We start from the raw sequence: 15,295 nt of genomic DNA on the forward strand, positions 1-15,295 counted from the left end.
ATGGGACGGACGACCGCGCTGCTGAGCCTCGCCCTGGCCTCCCTGATCTCCCGGCCTCAAGCCCGGGCCGACGATCCACCGCCCCCCGATACCGAGGCCTCCCGGCTCGAATTCTTCGAGGGGAAGGTCCGCCCCGTCCTGGAAGCCCACTGCATCAACTGCCACGGGCCGGACAAGCAGAAGGCCGGGCTCCGCCTCGACTCGCGCGAGGCCCTGGTCCGGGGCGGCGATTCCGGGCCGGCGATCGAGCCGGGCCAGCCGGAGGCGAGCCGCCTGATCGAGGCGGTCAACCACTCGGCCGACATCCAGATGCCCCCCAAGGGGAGGCTCAAGGAGCAGGAGGTCGCCAACCTCACCCGGTGGGTCCGCGAAGGTGCCCCCTGGACCGAGTCGACCGCCGAGGTCCGCCCGGCGGCCCAGGCCGAGACGGGCAAGGTCACCGACGAGGATCGCGCCTTCTGGGCCTTCCGGCCGGTCAACCCGCCCGCGATCCCGACCGCCGGCGATGAGGCATGGGGTTGCTCGCCGATCGACCGATTCGTCCTGGCCGAGTTAAAAGCGAAGGGTCTCCATCCCGTCGCCCCGGCCGACCGTCGGGCCTTGATCCGCCGGGCCACCTTCGACCTGATCGGCCTGCCGCCGACCCCCGAGGAGGTCGAGGCGTTCGCGAATGACCCCGCGCCCGACGCCTTCGCGAAGGTCGTCGACCGCCTCCTGGCCAACCCCCACTACGGCGAGCGCTGGGGTCGGCACTGGCTCGACGTGGCCCGGTACGGCGAGGACCAGGCGCACACCTTCGAGGCCCGCCTGTACCCCAACGGCTACAAGTATCGCGACTGGGTGACCCAGGCCCTCAACGACGACATGCCCTACGACCGGTTCGTCGTCGAGCAGATCGCGGGGGACCTCATCGAGGGGCCCGGCCGCGACGAGCGACAGGCCGCGCTCGGGTTCTTCGCCCTCGGCCCGGTCTACTACGGAGGCGCCGTCTTCGACGAGCTGGACGACCGGGTCGACACGCTGAGCCGGGGCTTCCTCGGCCTGACCGTCTCCTGCGCCCGCTGCCACGACCACAAGTTCGACCCGATCCCCACGTCCGACTACTACGCCCTGGCCGGCATCTTCTCCAGCACGGCCTACAAGGAATACCCCACCGCGCCCCCCGAGATCGTCGAGGCCTACGACAAGGCCCAGGCCGAGATCAAGGCGAAGACGGCCGAGGTCGCCTCCTTCGTGAAGGCCGAGTCCGCTCGATGGGCCGAGTCGGCCGCCGGGACCCAGTCCGCCCGGTACATCGTCGGGGCCTGGACCCTGGCCAATCTCCGGAAGGCGAAGCCCGACCTCTCGACCGGCGACTTCGCCAAGGGGGAGAATCTCGACACCTTCCTGCTCGATCGCTGGCTGAAGTACCTCGAACCCAGGCCCGACGACCATCGAGCCCACCTCGAAGGCTGGCGGAAGCTGGTCGAAGGGCAGGACGCCAGGGCCGACCTCTCGGGCCTCGCCGAGATCAAGGCCGAGGTCGCCCGGATTGCCGACGAATTCCAGGCTCGGGTCCGGACGACGCAGGCCCTGCGCGACGTCTTCGGGATCGCCAAACCCGAGGCCGAGTTCCTCCAGGAATTGACCTCGAAAGACGGCCTGTTCGCCCTCCCCAAGAACGAGGTCGAGAATCATCTCGCTGATGACGTCAAGGTCGCGCTCAAGGCGAAGCAGGCCGACCTCAAGAAGCTCAAGTCCGACGCCCCGGCCAAGTATCCCGTGGTCCACTCGCTGACCGACGGGTCGAAGCCGGCCGACATGAAGGTCTTCCTCCGGGGGAACCCCGCCACGCCCGGCTCGGACGCCCCCCGGAGGTTCCTCACAGTCCTCTCGCCGGAGGAGTCCGCCCCGTTCAACACCCAGGGGAGCGGCCGGCTGGAACTGGCCCGCGCCATCGCCAATCCCGAGAATCCCCTGACCGCGCGGGTGATGGTCAACCGGGTCTGGGAGCATCATTTCGGCCGAGGTCTGGTCGGCACGCCCAGCAATTTCGGCAAGATGGGGGAACGCCCCAGCCACCCCGCGCTGCTGGACTACCTGGCTCGCCGGTTCGTCGACCAGGGCTGGTCGCTCAAGACGCTGCATCGCGAGATCATGCTCTCGAGCACCTATCAACTCGCCGCGACCGACGACCCCTCGAACGCCGAGGTCGACCCGGCCAACATCCTGCTCTGGAGGGCCAACCGCCGGAGGCTGGAGGTCGAGGCCTGGCGGGACGCGATGCTGGCGGTCTCCGGTCGGCTCGACCCGGCGATCGGCGGCCCCTCGACCGACCTCGCCTCGCCCGACAACCAGAGGCGGACCTGCTACGCCAAGGTCAGCCGCCACAACCTCGACGGGCTCTTGCGCCTCTTCGATTTCCCCGACCCCAACATCACCGCCGACAAGCGGACCGTGACCGCCGTACCGCTCCAGCAACTCTTCGTGCTGAACAGCGAGTTCATGGAGCGTCAGGCCAGGGCCCTCGCCGCCCGACTGACCGAGGGGGACGGTGACGTCGCCGAGAAGGTCCGAAGGGCCTTCCCGCTCCTCTACGCCCGCCCCGCGACCGATCCCGAGGTGAGCATGGCCGTCGAGTTCCTCGAAGCCGCCGACGAGCCCAAGGCCCCCCTCAGCCGCTGGGAGCAATACGCCCAGGTCTTGCTGGGGGCGAATGAGTTCCTCTTCCTGGATTGATCCGATGGCCAAAGATGATTTCTTATTGAGCGTTCGGACGGCGGTAGGGACGCTACTCCCGCGAGTGGATGCCGATCACCCCTTCACGGATCGGAAGGAGCTCGAGGGCATCTTGAGGCGGGCCGACATCTGGCTGTCCAAGAGCGCCGTGGCCGGGTTCGACCGCGACGATTTCAATAACTTGGACCCCGAAACCCGAGATGCCCTCGATCGGGACGTCACCACGTTCCTGGAGGTTGCTTCGGAGGTCAATCCGAAGGGGCCAGCGACCCCAGCTCAGGTCGACGCCGCGCTCCCACCATTTTTGGAAATTGCTACGATCGTTCGAAAGCATACGCTCGACGAATGGCTCGAATGCGCAACCAGTTTGATCAACCAGGCCGTCGAATGGGCGGAGAACGAGGGCTGGCCCACGAAGCGATATCCGTGGACGCTCACCGAGCGGTTCCTTGGAACTTATCAGCTGGACCGACTGATATACGGCGTCATGGGATCGCAAATGGCTCTGATACCGGTCGGGCGGTATACGATGACATCGAGAGGGTCGTTCGACCTCGCGGTCATGCCCGCTTATGAATCGGTCATGGTCCGCCTAGGACCAAGCGGCAGGTGGATGATTGATCCGCTACCGGGCGAGGATCAAGCCCGTCGTTGGAACCGTGAGTACTTCGTGGAGGTATCGAAGCGCCTGGCGAGGATGGGATGAGACCGGGCAAATGTCTGGACCGGATCATCCGGATGAAGGCCATCGAGAAGGAGTTCCAGGTGGCCGTCATTGCTCGGGATTGCTTGGATACAAAACTCAAGGAGGATTCATCAACGCTCACCGACAGAGGCCTGGAACAAGCCCACCTCGATGGTTTTCGCGACAATCTCGACTCGACTTACCTGATCAGGATATTCGCGGAATTTGAGACGGGCCTGAGGGACTACTGGAAGGTTGGCATGAAGAAGAGCGCCGTTGTCCGAGTCTCGGATATGATCAAATCGGCCAGCTCGAAACGAAGGATGGATTATCAGGAATTGGAGAACGTTCATATCGTTCGCGAGTATCGAAATCGGCTCGTCCACGAAGGAGATTCCGAGGCGCGGATCGTGAGTGTGGGAGAAGCCCGGAAGTCCCTCTGTATCTTCTTCGGTCGATTGCCCGAAGATTGGTAAACCGAACGCCCCACAATCGGAGAGATCGGCCATGACGAACCCGAATCCCCTCGCCGGACTGACCCGGCGCGACTGGCTCCGACGGATGGGCGGCGGCTTCGGGGCCCTGGGCCTGGCGGGCGTCCTGGCCTCCGAGGCCCGGGCGGCGAACAACCCGCTGGCACCCAAGCTCCCTCACTTCGCCCCCAAGGCCAAGCGGGTGATCTTCCTGTTCATGAACGGCGGGCCGTCGCACGTCGATACCTTCGACCCCAAGCCGATGCTCGCCACCCGGAGCGGCGAGCCCGCGCCCGAGTCGGTCCGGAAGGGCCGGAACGGCGGCGGCAAGCTGATGCCGACGAACTTCAAGTTCGCCAAGTATGGCCGGGCCGGGATGGATATCAGCGAGCTTTATCCCAAGCTCGCCGAGCGGGCCGACGACATCTGCGTCGTCCGGTCGATGTACACCGACGTGCCCAACCACGAGCCCGCGCTGTTGATGATGAATTCGGGCGTGATCCAGCCGACCCGCCCCAGCCTCGGCTCGTGGCTGACCTATGGGCTCGGCTCGGAGAACCAGGATCTGCCCGGCTTCGTGGTGCTCTGCCCCGGCAAGCCGGTGGTCGGCCCGCAGCTCTGGAGCAACTCGTTCCTGCCGGGGATCTATCAAGGGACGCACATCAACAACAAGTCGGTCGACCCAAAGTCGATCATCGCCCACGTCGCCAACAAGAACCTCGGCCAGGACGCCCAGCGCGGGCAGCTCGACCTCCTCCAGCGGATGAACGGGCAGCACCTCGAATCGCGCTACGGCGACCCCCAGCTCGAAGGCCGGATCCAGTCGCTGGAGATGGCCTTCCGGATGCAGTTCGAGGCCCGCGAGGCCTTCGACCTCACCCGAGAGACCCCCGCCACCCGCGCCCTCTACGGCGAGGGGAAATTCGCCGACGCCTGCCTGATCGCTCGGAGGCTCGCCGAGCGGGGCGTCCGGATCACCCAGGTCTACTACGGCGACGGCCAGCCCTGGGACGACCACTCCGACATGGAAAACCACCGCGACCACGCCCGGAAGAGCGACGCCCCCATCGCCGCGCTGCTGGCCGACCTCAAGGCCCGCGGCCTCTTCGACGAGACCCTGGTGATCTGGGGCGGCGAGTTCGGCCGGACCCCGACCTCGCAGGGCTCCAAGGGGCGCGACCACCACAACACCGGCTTCACCATGTGGCTGGCCGGCGGCGGGATCAAGCAGGGCCACATCCACGGGGCCACCGACGAATTCGGCTGGAACGCCATCGAGGACCGCGTCCACGTCCACGACCTCCACGCCACCATCCTCCACCTGATGGGCATCGACCACGAGAAGCTGACCTATCGCTACAGCGGCCGCGATTTCCGGCTGACCGACGTGCATGGAGAAGTCGTGAAGGGTATCATCGCGTGATGACGATCTGACCGCCGCGACGAAGGAGCCGAAGCCATGCCGGACCAGGCGGGGAGGCGAACCGGGTCGATCTTCACCCGGCGCGATTGCGTCCGGATCGGGGCGATCGGCCTGGGCGGGCTGACCTTGCCCGAACTGTTCCGGCTCCGGGGGCTGGCCTCGGGCCTGAAGGCGGCCCCGAAGGCGAAATCCGTCATCCTCCTGTTCCTCTCGGGCGGGCCGTCGCAGCTCGACATGTGGGACCTGAAGCCCGACGCCCCCGAGGAGATCCGCGGGACCTTCCGCCCGATCGACACGGTCGTCCCCGGAATCCAGGTCGCCGAGCACTTCCCTCGGATGGCCCGACTGGCCGACAAGTACGCGATCGTCCGGTCGGTCACCCACGCCGAGTCGGCGCACCCGGCGGCAGCCTTCTGGATGATGGCCGGGAGCCGGTTCACCCGCCCCACGTCGGACGCCGCGTTCATGAGCCGCGTCGATCGACCGCACGTCGGGTCGAGCCTGGCCAGGGTCCTCGGCCCGGTGGTCCCTTCGATGCCGCCGTTCGTGATGATCCCCGAGGCAATGGCCCCCAACGGGCCCGAGCGGTCCGGGCAGCATGCCGGGTTCCTCGGGCCGTCGTTCGACCCCTACCGGATCAACAGCGACCCGAACCTGCCCGACTACTCGCCCGGGGTCCTGGCCCCGCCCGCCGAGCTATCGACCGCGAGGCTCCAGGGGCGCCGGACTCTCCTCGATCGACTCGGAGGCCCCGACGACGAGTCGGACATGGACGAGTTCCAGGCGAAGGCCTTCGACCTCCTGGCCTCGACCGCCGCGCGGGACGCCTTCGACATCGGGGCCGAGTCAGCCTCGACACGCGACCGCTACGGTCGGCACGTCTTCGGGCAGTCGACGCTCCTGGCCCGCCGGATGGTCGAGGCCGGGGTCCGCCTGGTCCACGTCAACTGGGTCCGCCACGACAACGCCAAGGGTGGCGCGGGCTACGACACCCACGGCAAGCATCTCGAACTGGCCCGGAACACCCTCCTGCCGCCGACCGACGCCGCGTTCTCCTCGCTGATCGAGGACCTGGATGCTCGCGGGTTGCTGGACGAGACCCTGGTCTTGATGATGGGCGAGTTCGGCCGGACCCCTCGGTTCAACTCCGCCGCCGGCCGCGACCACTGGCCGCACTGCTTCAGCGTCGTGATGGCGGGAGGGGGAATCCAGGGAGGCCGGGTCCACGGGGCCTCCGACCGGATCGGGGCGTACCCCGCCGCCGACCCCGTCTCGCCCGAGGACCTGCTGGCCACCCTCTATCACAACCTGGGCGTCGACCCGCATTCCCCGATCTACGACCAGCAGAATCGCCCCTTCCCCCTGGCCGACGGCCAACCGATCCTCGGCCTGCTTTGAATAGAGTCGACCCCAAGTTGTCCTTTGCATCGAGATACCAGAACATGTCCCCCCTCGCCCTCCGGGAGAGGGGCCGGGGGTGTGGGTCTTGGCATCGCCACCGACCATCAATCTCTGCGAGAGCAGTCGCACTGGTCACGGCTTCACGGCCGCCACAACGGTGGTGGAAATCACATCTTCGACCGGAGCGGCCTGGGGGGCCGCTTCGGCGTGGGTGAGAAAAACATGGCAATCGGCAGGACCGCTGTCGGTAGCCTGGACCTCCAAGGTCAGCGTGATCGACTGACCGACGGCCAGGCGTTCGATCTCAGGGAAGTGGAATTCGCCGGTCTCGCCGTTGAATTGGAATTCCCCCTTCTCGATGTTGAAGTGTTTGAGGACCTTGAGGTTTTTGGTGAGCTTGCCCCGGAGCTGGAGCCGGGTCGCCTCCTTGGAGCCGGCGTTCTTGATCGCGACATCGTAAAAGGTCGCCTTTCCGACATCGATCACGCGTTCGGTCTGGGTGATCTTCAGGTCGATCAGGGCCGTCGCCGCGACGTCGGTTGAAATCGAGTCGTTGGCCCCCAGGATGCCCGAACGGACCTCTGCGGTCGCTCGATAAAGGCCGGGCGTACTCGTCTGGTAGTCGAACTTCAAGTCAACGGATTCCGAGGGCGGGACCCGTTCGAGAATCCAGGAGAGCGTCCGTGATTTTTTGTCGAACCTGGACCCGTCGGGTATGGCGACCAGCCTGCCGCCGGCCGAGGGTAGGCGGACGATCACCTCAACTTTCTCGGCCGGTGCCGTTCCGGTGTTGCCCACCGAAATCCGGTACTCGTTCGGCTGGCCGGCGTTCAGCTTGTCGCGGCCGAAGATCTTGACGGCCAGTCCGGGTTTGGGATCCGCCGTCGCCCCCTGAGGACCCGGAGTCTCGGGAGCGACCGGCGGGGGTGTCGTGGCCGGAGTCGGACCAAGCTGACGATTCAACTCCTCATATTGAGATAGGGCGTCTTCCAGCATCGAGCCCGAAATATAACCCTTCTTCTTCATGGCCTCGGCCCACTCCAACCTCTCCTTGGCCCGGGGGATGGCCCGGCCGATCCGGTCCTCCCCGGCCTGGACGCGGCGTTGGGCCTGCTTGAGCCGGACCTCGAATTCTCGGACCTCGGCCTGCTTCTGGGCGAGTTCGGCCTCGGCGGTCTTCAGGCCGAATTCGGCCTGGCGGACCTCGGTTATGGAGATGGTCGCCCGCTCGTGGAGTTGCCGGGTATTGTTCAGGATGGATGTCGCGGCACCGAGTTTCGCCTCTTCGCCCTGAAGCTCGGCCCTCTTGCCCTGGAGCTGGACCTCCAACAGTTCGGCGAAGTCGCGGAGGTCGGCCAGCGATCCTCCCGGAGCCGAAAAGGCGGGAGTGGGCGGGGGCTCCGCCAGGGGATCGAGGCCGAGCCGCCGCCTGGTCTGATCCAGAATGAGGTCAGACTCGGCGAGTTCGGCCTGCTTGCTCTCGACCTCGGCCTCGGCGATCCGCAGCTCAGCCTCGGCCTTCTCCATTTCCTCGCGGCTGATCGCTTTCCGCTTCAAGTAGGCCGAGAATCTCGTCATGGTCGCCTTTGCCAGGTCGCGTCGGGCTTCCGCCTTTCGGACCTCGGCGGCCTTGCCGTCGCGCCGGGCTTGCAGCACGGGGATCTCGTCGCGGATACCGCCTCGATACCGCTCGTACTCCTCCTTGAGGTGGGCGAGAGCTTCGGTTGCCCGTTTCATTGCGGGATCGTTCGGGGTCCTGGTTATCCGCCGGACGGCGTCGAGCCTCTTGCTCGCCTCCTTCACCTGCAAGGCCAGCGCGACGGCCTTCGGATCTTCCTTGAACCGGCTCTCGACCAACTGGGCGATCCGTTCCTCGGTCAGCGGAACATCGGCGGGTGCCGGGTCGGCCCTGGCGGGTTCGGCCTCCGGCGCGGGATCTTCGAGACGGGGGGCCGGGACGGCCTCGGGTGCGGGCTGTGTTGGGTTGAGTCTGCCGAGACCGAACAAGAGCCGACCCGTGGGCGCCTCGTCGACATTCGTGACGATATCGGCATACGCTCGCCCGGGATTCGGATTGGGCGGGGCGGGTCCGGCCTCCGGCGAGGGAGTCGGCCGGGCAGCGGCCGAACCCTCGGCCCTGGCCTTGCTGGCGGCAGCCTTGAGCTCGGCACGCATCTCGTCCGTTCGACGCTTTGCCTCCTGGACTTCTGGCGCATCCGGGTTTTTCGCACGTTGAACAACCCGGACGAACTCGATCATGGCCTGCCGGAACGGGCGATTGGCGCTCATCAACTCGCGATCACCGTCCTGGAGGATACCCTGCACGAGAGCCCGAGGGTCCTGCCCGGCTTCCGCCCGGTCGGCACCGGGGATCGTCCGAACTCCCGGCGGGCCGTATGGGCTCTCGGCGATGGCCTTCTGCAACCGTTCGACCAGGCCGGGCGAGGGGGCAGGGGGACGTGTCGTGAAGTCGCCGGACTTTTCGTCGAGCGCCTCGATCGGGAAATTGGGATGGAAGGTGTCGTCCGGCAGTTCGAGACTAACCCGGTAATCCTCGAACGTGGCGATCAGCTCGCGGCTCGTGGCGGGCGGTCCCTGCGTCCAGCCCATCTCGACGAACCGGGACTCCACCTTGCGGGGGAGCCAGACCCCTCCGACCACCTCGAAGTCGCCTGCGCTCTTCCGCCAGAATCGTCGCCCGTGCATCATCCCGACCTGCGTCGAGTCCTGGGCGGACTCGGAGCGGACCACCGCGAAGCCCAGCGAGGGGACGACCCACACGAGGCCCCTAAGTCCGGCGGGATTGGTGCCGAAATTCTGGCTCGTGGCCCAGGCGAGCCGGACGGTCTGGCGACCGTCGATCACCTCGCCCCCGGCCGGGTAGACCCGGATGCCGTTCCGATCGATCCGGCTCTGGAGGATCGTCGCGACGCCCCCGACCAGGTCCAGGACGTTCGACGGTCGGGGGTCCAGGGGGTCGACCGAGCCGTCGGGATTGACCGCCTTCATGTTCCCGTTGCCCAGGAATTCGGCGAGGAGGTCGTCGCCGGGGAACTCGCCCTGGCCTGCGGTCGTCCGCCAGCGGAAGGGGACGGGCCCTTCCTCGGTCGACGGGCCGCCGAGCGTCACGAGGTTCGAGTCCTCTCTGGCGACGAATCGACGAATCCAGGGGGACGTCCCACCGCTCGGGCTCGGGGATTTCCCGGGATCGGGGGCGGATAGCACGTCGAGCCGCAGCTTCGTGAAGAGTGGGTCCAGGATGGAGTCGAGGACCACGTCGGCCACCTGAATGCCGACGGTTTCTCGACTCACGCCCGCTCCAATCCGGTTCCGACTCGCGACCGAGTACCGGAATCCCAGCCGAATGGCGTCCTTCAGCCGCTTGGCGTACCCGGCCTGGATCTCCTCGAGGGTCGGGAGCGGGGTCGATGGAGCGGCCGGTTGGGGAGCCTCGCCTGGCTTCGCCTCATCGGCCGCCTTCGGGGCTTCCGATGAAGCTTTCGTGGGATCGGGCTGCTGGCCGAGGGTCCAGGAGGGGAGCGAGAGGGCGGCCAGGAGCCCGGCGGCCAGGAGGACGCTCCGGCGGGGGGGTCGGGGGATCGGGTCGCGGAGGATCATCAGCAGCCTCCCTTCCAGGGTTCGAGACGCCTCGGCCCCTCCGACGCCCAACGCGGGCGAGGGGATCGCGGACCGGGCCAGATGCTCGCAGATATCCACCAGGGCTTCGGCGTAGGCGAACCGACGATCCGGCAAGGCCCGGATCACCCGGGCGTCGGCGGCCTGCTCGGCCTCGGCCCGGAGCCTCCGGCGGGTCAGGTGAAAGATCGGGTTCCACCACCAGACGAGTTCCACCAGCAGTTCCAGGCGGATCACCCAGTGGTCGCGGCGGGCCAGGTGGGCCAGCTCGTGGGCCAGGATCCCGGGCCATTGCTCGGCCCCGAGCCGGTCGACCAGCGAGGCGGGCACGATCAGCCGAGTTCGCCCCAGGCACCAGAGCAGGGGGGTCGTTACCCCGGGAGCCACCAGGATCGGCGGGGGCCGGACCCCGAGCCGATCGCCGATCGCGCGGGCTTCCTCGGACAACCACGGAGGGGGCGGCATCGAACCCCGGAGCGACCTCCGGAACCGGGCCAGGCCGAACGCCCGGAAGGCCACCACCCCGAACGTGCCCGTCAGCCAGAGGCCGAGCAGGACCGCGGGGATGGCCGATCTCAGATTCCAGTTTCCCGACCTTGAATTCCCGATCGCAGATTTCCGAGGGACGAGCTTTGCTTCTGGATTCGTTGATGGCACCTGGGGCGATTGGCCGGCAGGTTCGGGCTCGGGCTCAAGCTCCGGCCGTCCGAAATCGGACCTATCGAGAATCGGCGACTCTCCCGGAGGAGCGGGGAGGATCGCCCATCGCTCCGGATCCGGCCAGGGGTCGGGGATCAAGTCGGGGGCTGGCAAAGGCTCCGGGATCGACGGGGGAAGCTCGGAACGCGGGGCCGGGGATGCGGGTCGAGCCTCGGGCCAGGTCGAGGGCCAGGCGACGAGCGGCGGGATCGCCAGCTTGATCATCACGACCAGCCAGAGCGCGTGGCGAGCCTCCGGCCCGAGCCGCCTCGACCGGCACGCCAACGCCACCAAGGCCGCCAGCCCGCCCGCGATCAGCGTCGACTCCGCGAACCAACCGAGCATGGACGCCCCCTCATCGTATCGTGGAAGGACTCGGGACTCGGGACTGGAGGACTCGGGACGGGCGGCAGGGCCTGCCGTGAACCGTGACTCGACCGGGTGAGCCCGGCCCGACCAGGACCGGCCCTCAGTCCTCAGTCCCCGGTCCTGAGTCCTCCGGCCGGACGGCCGGTCGGACGGTCGGTCGGTCGGTGCCGATCGAGCACCGCTCGGAAGCGGGCGATCTCGTCGTCGGAGAACTTGTGGCCTTCGACCAGGTTCAGGACCAGGGGGGAAGGGGCCCCCTCGCAGAGCTGGTCGGCCAGCTCGCGGAGGCGGTCGCGGAGCAGGTCGTCGCGGGTCGAGACCGCCCGGTAGACGTGCGCCAGGGCGGCCGATCCGGGCTCGCTGGCGACGTGCCCCTTGGCCCGGAGCCGGTTCAGATAGGTCTGGACCGTCGTGTAACCCCAGCGACGGCCCCGAGCCTCCAGGACCTCGGCCACCGACCGGACCGTGCCCGGCCCCTCGTCCCAGAGGACCTTCAAGGCCTCCAGCTCCTGCTCGCTCGGCGGCGGTCGATCGACCATGACCGGAATCTCCTCCTCGAAACCCTCCGACATGATGTCTGAGGGCGATCCTACGACATCACGTCGGAGGTCGTCAAGCGGGCATTTTGGATTCCGGCGGGTATACTTGGGGAGCGCCCGTATTGGCTCCTGATCGCGGCATCCCGTCGATCGGGCGAGCGTCTTGCCCCTCACCCGGCCTTCGGCCGCCCTCTCCCGGGGGGAGAGGGCAAGACAGGGCACAGCATCAATGGCACCTCGCGTCCGCACCATCGAGCCGACTCGACATGACGACCCACCTGGACGGCACCGCCTCCGACCGCCTGATCCTCGGCGATTGCATCGAAGGGCTCCGGAGCCTGGAGGCCGGGTCGGTCGACCTGGCTTTCGCGGACCCGCCCTTCAACATCGGCTACAAGTACGACGTCTACGACGATCGGAAGAAGGCCGACGACTATCTCGACTGGACCCGCCGATGGGCGGCCGAGATCGTCCGGGTCCTCAAGCCCGACGGCACGTTCTGGCTGGCGATCGGGGATGAGTTCGCCGCCGAGCTGAAGATGATCTTCCACCGAGAGCTCGGGCTCTCGCCGCGGAGCTGGGTGATCTGGTATTACACCTTCGGCGTGAACTGCAAGTATAAGTTCAGCCGGAGCCACGCGCATTTACTCTACTTCGTGAAAAATCCCGCGCGATTCACGTTCAACGTCGACGAGATCCGGGTCCCCTCGGCCCGCCAGCTGGTCTACGCCGATGCCCGGGCCAACCCGGTCGGCCGGCTCCCCGACGACACCTGGATCCTCCGGCCTCAGGATGCGTCGGAGAGCTTCGGGCCCGAGGAAGATACCTGGTATGTCCCCCGGGTCTGCGGGACGTTCAAGGAACGCGCGGGGTGGCACGGCTGCCAGATGCCCGAGCAGCTCCTCGGGCGGATCGTCAAGTCGTCCTCGAACCCCGACGACCTGGTGCTCGACCCCTTCTCCGGGAGCGGGACGACCTTGACCGTCGCCAAGAAGCTGGGCCGCCGGTACCTCGGCTTCGAGGTCTCGGCGGACTACGCCCGGAGGGCGCGCGAACGCCTCGACGCGGCCCAGGTCGGCCAGCCGCTGGAAGGGTCCGAGAAGCCCCACATGGTCAAGTCGAAGAAGGTGGTCGCACGACAGGGGTGAACCGGGCGGAGCGAGCGATCGGGAGTCGCCCGCCTCGGGGCCTTCAGCCCTGCCGGGCGACTCGCGAACCTCGACGGGCCAGCTCGGCCTTGTGCTCGCGGAAGATGGCGAGGGCCTCGTCGAAAGCCCCGGCTTCCCAGAGCGTCTGGATCGCCCGGTGGAAGACCAGGCTCAGCCGAGTGGCCCTGCGTTTCGCCCGGCGGAAGATCAAGGCCGAAGCCTCGCCCCCCAGGCCTCGATCGTTGATCCGGCTCCGGCTGGCGACCCCCTCGGCAATCGAGCGGCGACGGGCCAGGCGACGGGCCTCGGCGGTCAATTCGACGATCCGGCGATCGGTCGAGGGGGCGGTCGATTGGGTGCGGGCGGCGGGGCCCGCGGGTCGAGAAATGATCGCGACGTTGGGGAGCATAGGCATTGTCCTTTCGCGTCGGATGGATGGGTGGATCGGGAGCGAAGTGACGTCGAGCGAAATGGTTAGGACCAGGCAAGCTTACTCGACGCGCGAACCATCTGCAACCTTTATGCCATCAAAGTGCATAAATTAGCGACTCGCCGACCCGATCGGCGAGCCGAGCCTTTCCTTTGCAGACGATCGAGGCACGGGCCGGGTTCCCCAGGCCCCGAAAATTCGCCGAGACCTCGCGAATCGGTCGGGCGATCCTTCGGCGGCCGTGCCCTTTCTTACATGATCTCGTGAAGAATCGAAAATCGGGCCGAGGACCGGCCCGGCATTCGGGGGCTCACCTCGGGCGGTCGACCTTGGCCGGGTTCACCCGACCGACCGCCGGATGGGGTCCGGGAAGGGTCTCGTGAACTCGGGTCGTGGGGGAGGCGTGTCGGTCCCGGAGTCGGCCGAGGAATCGGCCCGCCTCCTGGATCGGCGACCCGGTCTCGGGCTCGACGGCGAGCCTCCAGCCGAGCGAGGCCAGCAGGATCGCGGCGGCCCAGAAGGAGTTCCCGTAGCCCGCCGCCTCGCGCTGGGAGACCATCGAGAGCCCCAGGAGGGCCAGCGAACCGGCCACCGAGCCGAGCAAGATCCGCCGGCCGCTCGACTCCCGGGGCGACTCCAGCCCCAGGTGGATCGCGACGGTCATCGGGTACATGAGCCAGACGAACGCATAATTAAACGACAGCGGCGAGAAGATCAGGATCAGGAGGATCAGGAGGGCGTAGTCGATCGAGGCGGACGTGCGGGTTCGCCGACCTTCGCGAGGCATCACCCCGACATAAAGCCCGCCCAGGACCAGGGCCGAAAGGGCGATGATCTTGTTGACCGTCGAGAAGTCGAGGTCGACCAGGTTGACCTTCCAGCCGTCCTTGGCCTCGCCGTCGGCGGGGATCGAGCGGAGGAGCCGGTTGGTTAACGCCATGATCGACTGATTCTTGAAGCCGAATCCGCGCTCGGGGCGCTGGGCGATGCTCCCCTCGTCGTAGCGGAGGACCATGCCCATGGTCCAGGTCCCGGCGTCCTCGAAGGCCCCCTGGATCCCCCGGAACGGCATCGGCAGGGCGAGCATGGCCAGCGTCAGGACTACGATCATCGCCGCGGTCGCCTTCCAGAGCCTCCGGTAGATCAGGTAGACGATCGCCATGAACGGGAACGCCTTGACCGCCGCCGCGAACGCGACCAGGCCCCCCGCCAGGCCCGATCGCCGGGCCCCCAGGCAGGCGAACGCCCCCAGCATGCAGGCCAGGAGCGCCATGTTGGGCTGGCCCAGCAGGTAGGCGTCGTGGATGTACGCCGCCACACCGACCGAGGGGACCACGTACAGCCAGGGGCGCTGGCCGGCCACCTTGCCCGTGGCCAGGTAGACCGACAGGAGCATCGCCGCCAGCCAGGCCGCCGAGTTCGCCAGGACCAGGATCGTGACGAACGCGTGTTCCCCCGCATACGACAGGACCGCCAAAAATGCCGCGCACGACGGCGGATACATGAACGGGAAGACCCGGCCGTCCTTGGGGTAGATCTCCTCCCCCAGCGTGACCGCCCGGCCCGCGTAGAACCAGAGCCCGTAATCCTTGTTCCCCCGGTCCATGTAGCCGTTGAGCAGGGGGGCGACCGAGAACCCGATCATCGTCGCCGCCAGCCCCGCCATCATCCAGGTCCGGAGGATCGCGGCGCGGGCCGGGTCGGGGCCGGTTCCGTCGGTCGTTCGGGGGGCGTCGTCGGGCTCGGTCATCGTTCGAGAATCTCCACCGGGTTT

10 protein-coding genes are annotated in these 15,295 nt (G+C 67.5%); 5 read left to right on the forward strand and 5 right to left on the reverse strand.

Annotated elements, in window-relative coordinates:
* Both P12x_RS28960 and P12x_RS28965 read left to right on the forward strand, forming a co-directional pair.
* The gene (locus tag P12x_RS28960) at nucleotides 1–2,718 is read left to right on the forward strand and encodes a PSD1 and planctomycete cytochrome C domain-containing protein (RefSeq protein WP_435008585.1); all 2,718 of its coding nucleotides are present in this window, start codon (nucleotides 1–3) and stop codon (nucleotides 2,716–2,718) included.
* A gap of 148 nt (nucleotides 2,719–2,866) precedes the next feature.
* Nucleotides 2,867–3,424 (forward strand): hypothetical protein, encoded by a 558-nt coding sequence (locus tag P12x_RS28965; RefSeq protein ID WP_435008586.1) that lies wholly within the window; start codon nucleotides 2,867–2,869, stop codon nucleotides 3,422–3,424.
* Between the two features lie 110 nt (nucleotides 3,425–3,534).
* Here P12x_RS28965 and P12x_RS28970 read toward each other — a convergent pair whose 3' ends face one another.
* Nucleotides 3,535–3,912: a hypothetical protein gene (locus P12x_RS28970; protein ID WP_435008587.1), complete on the reverse strand. Its 378-nt coding sequence runs from the start codon at nucleotides 3,910–3,912 to the stop codon at nucleotides 3,535–3,537.
* Here P12x_RS28970 and P12x_RS28975 point away from each other — a divergent pair.
* Together P12x_RS28975 and P12x_RS28980 are read left to right on the forward strand one after the other, a co-directional pair.
* Complete coding sequence (locus P12x_RS28975; RefSeq protein ID WP_435008588.1) at nucleotides 3,911–5,299, forward strand: DUF1501 domain-containing protein; 1,389 nt, start codon at nucleotides 3,911–3,913, stop codon at nucleotides 5,297–5,299. The two genes, P12x_RS28970 and P12x_RS28975, sit on opposite strands and share 2 nt — an antisense overlap.
* A gap of 36 nt (nucleotides 5,300–5,335) precedes the next feature.
* Entirely contained in the window at nucleotides 5,336–6,697 is a 1,362-nt protein-coding gene (locus P12x_RS28980; protein ID WP_435008589.1) for a DUF1501 domain-containing protein, read from the forward strand.
* 135 nt (nucleotides 6,698–6,832) lie between these two features.
* Here P12x_RS28980 and P12x_RS28985 read toward each other — a convergent pair whose 3' ends face one another.
* Nucleotides 6,833–11,380 (reverse strand): M56 family metallopeptidase, encoded by a 4,548-nt coding sequence (locus tag P12x_RS28985; protein ID WP_435008590.1) that lies wholly within the window; start codon nucleotides 11,378–11,380, stop codon nucleotides 6,833–6,835.
* Between the two features lie 131 nt (nucleotides 11,381–11,511).
* Nucleotides 11,512–11,943, reverse strand: a complete 432-nt coding sequence (locus tag P12x_RS28990) for a BlaI/MecI/CopY family transcriptional regulator (RefSeq protein ID WP_435008591.1) — start codon at nucleotides 11,941–11,943, stop codon at nucleotides 11,512–11,514.
* A gap of 266 nt (nucleotides 11,944–12,209) precedes the next feature.
* On the opposite strand from P12x_RS28990, the gene P12x_RS28995 reads away from it, so the two are divergent.
* The gene (locus P12x_RS28995; RefSeq protein ID WP_435008592.1) at nucleotides 12,210–13,091 is read left to right on the forward strand and encodes a DNA-methyltransferase; all 882 of its coding nucleotides are present in this window, start codon (nucleotides 12,210–12,212) and stop codon (nucleotides 13,089–13,091) included.
* A gap of 43 nt (nucleotides 13,092–13,134) precedes the next feature.
* Here the strand turns inward: P12x_RS28995 and P12x_RS29000 are convergent, their stop codons facing one another.
* Both P12x_RS29000 and P12x_RS29005 read right to left on the reverse strand, forming a co-directional pair.
* Nucleotides 13,135–13,506, reverse strand: a complete 372-nt coding sequence (locus P12x_RS29000; RefSeq protein ID WP_435008593.1) for a hypothetical protein — start codon at nucleotides 13,504–13,506, stop codon at nucleotides 13,135–13,137.
* A 325-nt stretch (nucleotides 13,507–13,831) separates the two neighbouring features.
* Nucleotides 13,832–15,271 (reverse strand): glycosyltransferase family 87 protein, encoded by a 1,440-nt coding sequence (locus P12x_RS29005; protein ID WP_435008594.1) that lies wholly within the window; start codon nucleotides 15,269–15,271, stop codon nucleotides 13,832–13,834.
* Nucleotides 15,272–15,295 lie beyond the last annotated feature (24 nt).

Origin of the sequence: Tundrisphaera lichenicola, from assembly GCF_051175385.1 — a bacterium.
GTDB classification, from domain to species: domain Bacteria; phylum Planctomycetota; class Planctomycetia; order Isosphaerales; family Isosphaeraceae; genus Tundrisphaera; species Tundrisphaera lichenicola.

Bases quoted from the DNA above. Each gene is read 5' to 3' on its own strand.
- P12x_RS29000 (WP_435008593.1), bottom strand. From the start codon at position 13,506: ATGCCTATGCTCCCCAACGTCGCGATCATTTCTCGACCCGCGGGCCCC.
- P12x_RS28975 (WP_435008588.1), top strand. From the start codon at position 3,911: ATGACGAACCCGAATCCCCTCGCCGGACTGACCCGGCGCGACTGGCTC.
- P12x_RS28980 (WP_435008589.1), top strand. From the start codon at position 5,336: ATGCCGGACCAGGCGGGGAGGCGAACCGGGTCGATCTTCACCCGGCGC.
- P12x_RS28970 (WP_435008587.1), bottom strand. From the start codon at position 3,912: ATGGCCGATCTCTCCGATTGTGGGGCGTTCGGTTTACCAATCTTCGGG.
- P12x_RS28990 (WP_435008591.1), bottom strand. From the start codon at position 11,943: ATGGTCGATCGACCGCCGCCGAGCGAGCAGGAGCTGGAGGCCTTGAAG.
- P12x_RS28995 (WP_435008592.1), top strand. From the start codon at position 12,210: ATGACGACCCACCTGGACGGCACCGCCTCCGACCGCCTGATCCTCGGC.
- P12x_RS28985 (WP_435008590.1), bottom strand. From the start codon at position 11,380: ATGCTCGGTTGGTTCGCGGAGTCGACGCTGATCGCGGGCGGGCTGGCG.
- P12x_RS28960 (WP_435008585.1), top strand. From the start codon at position 1: ATGGGACGGACGACCGCGCTGCTGAGCCTCGCCCTGGCCTCCCTGATC.
- P12x_RS29005 (WP_435008594.1), bottom strand. From the start codon at position 15,271: ATGACCGAGCCCGACGACGCCCCCCGAACGACCGACGGAACCGGCCCC.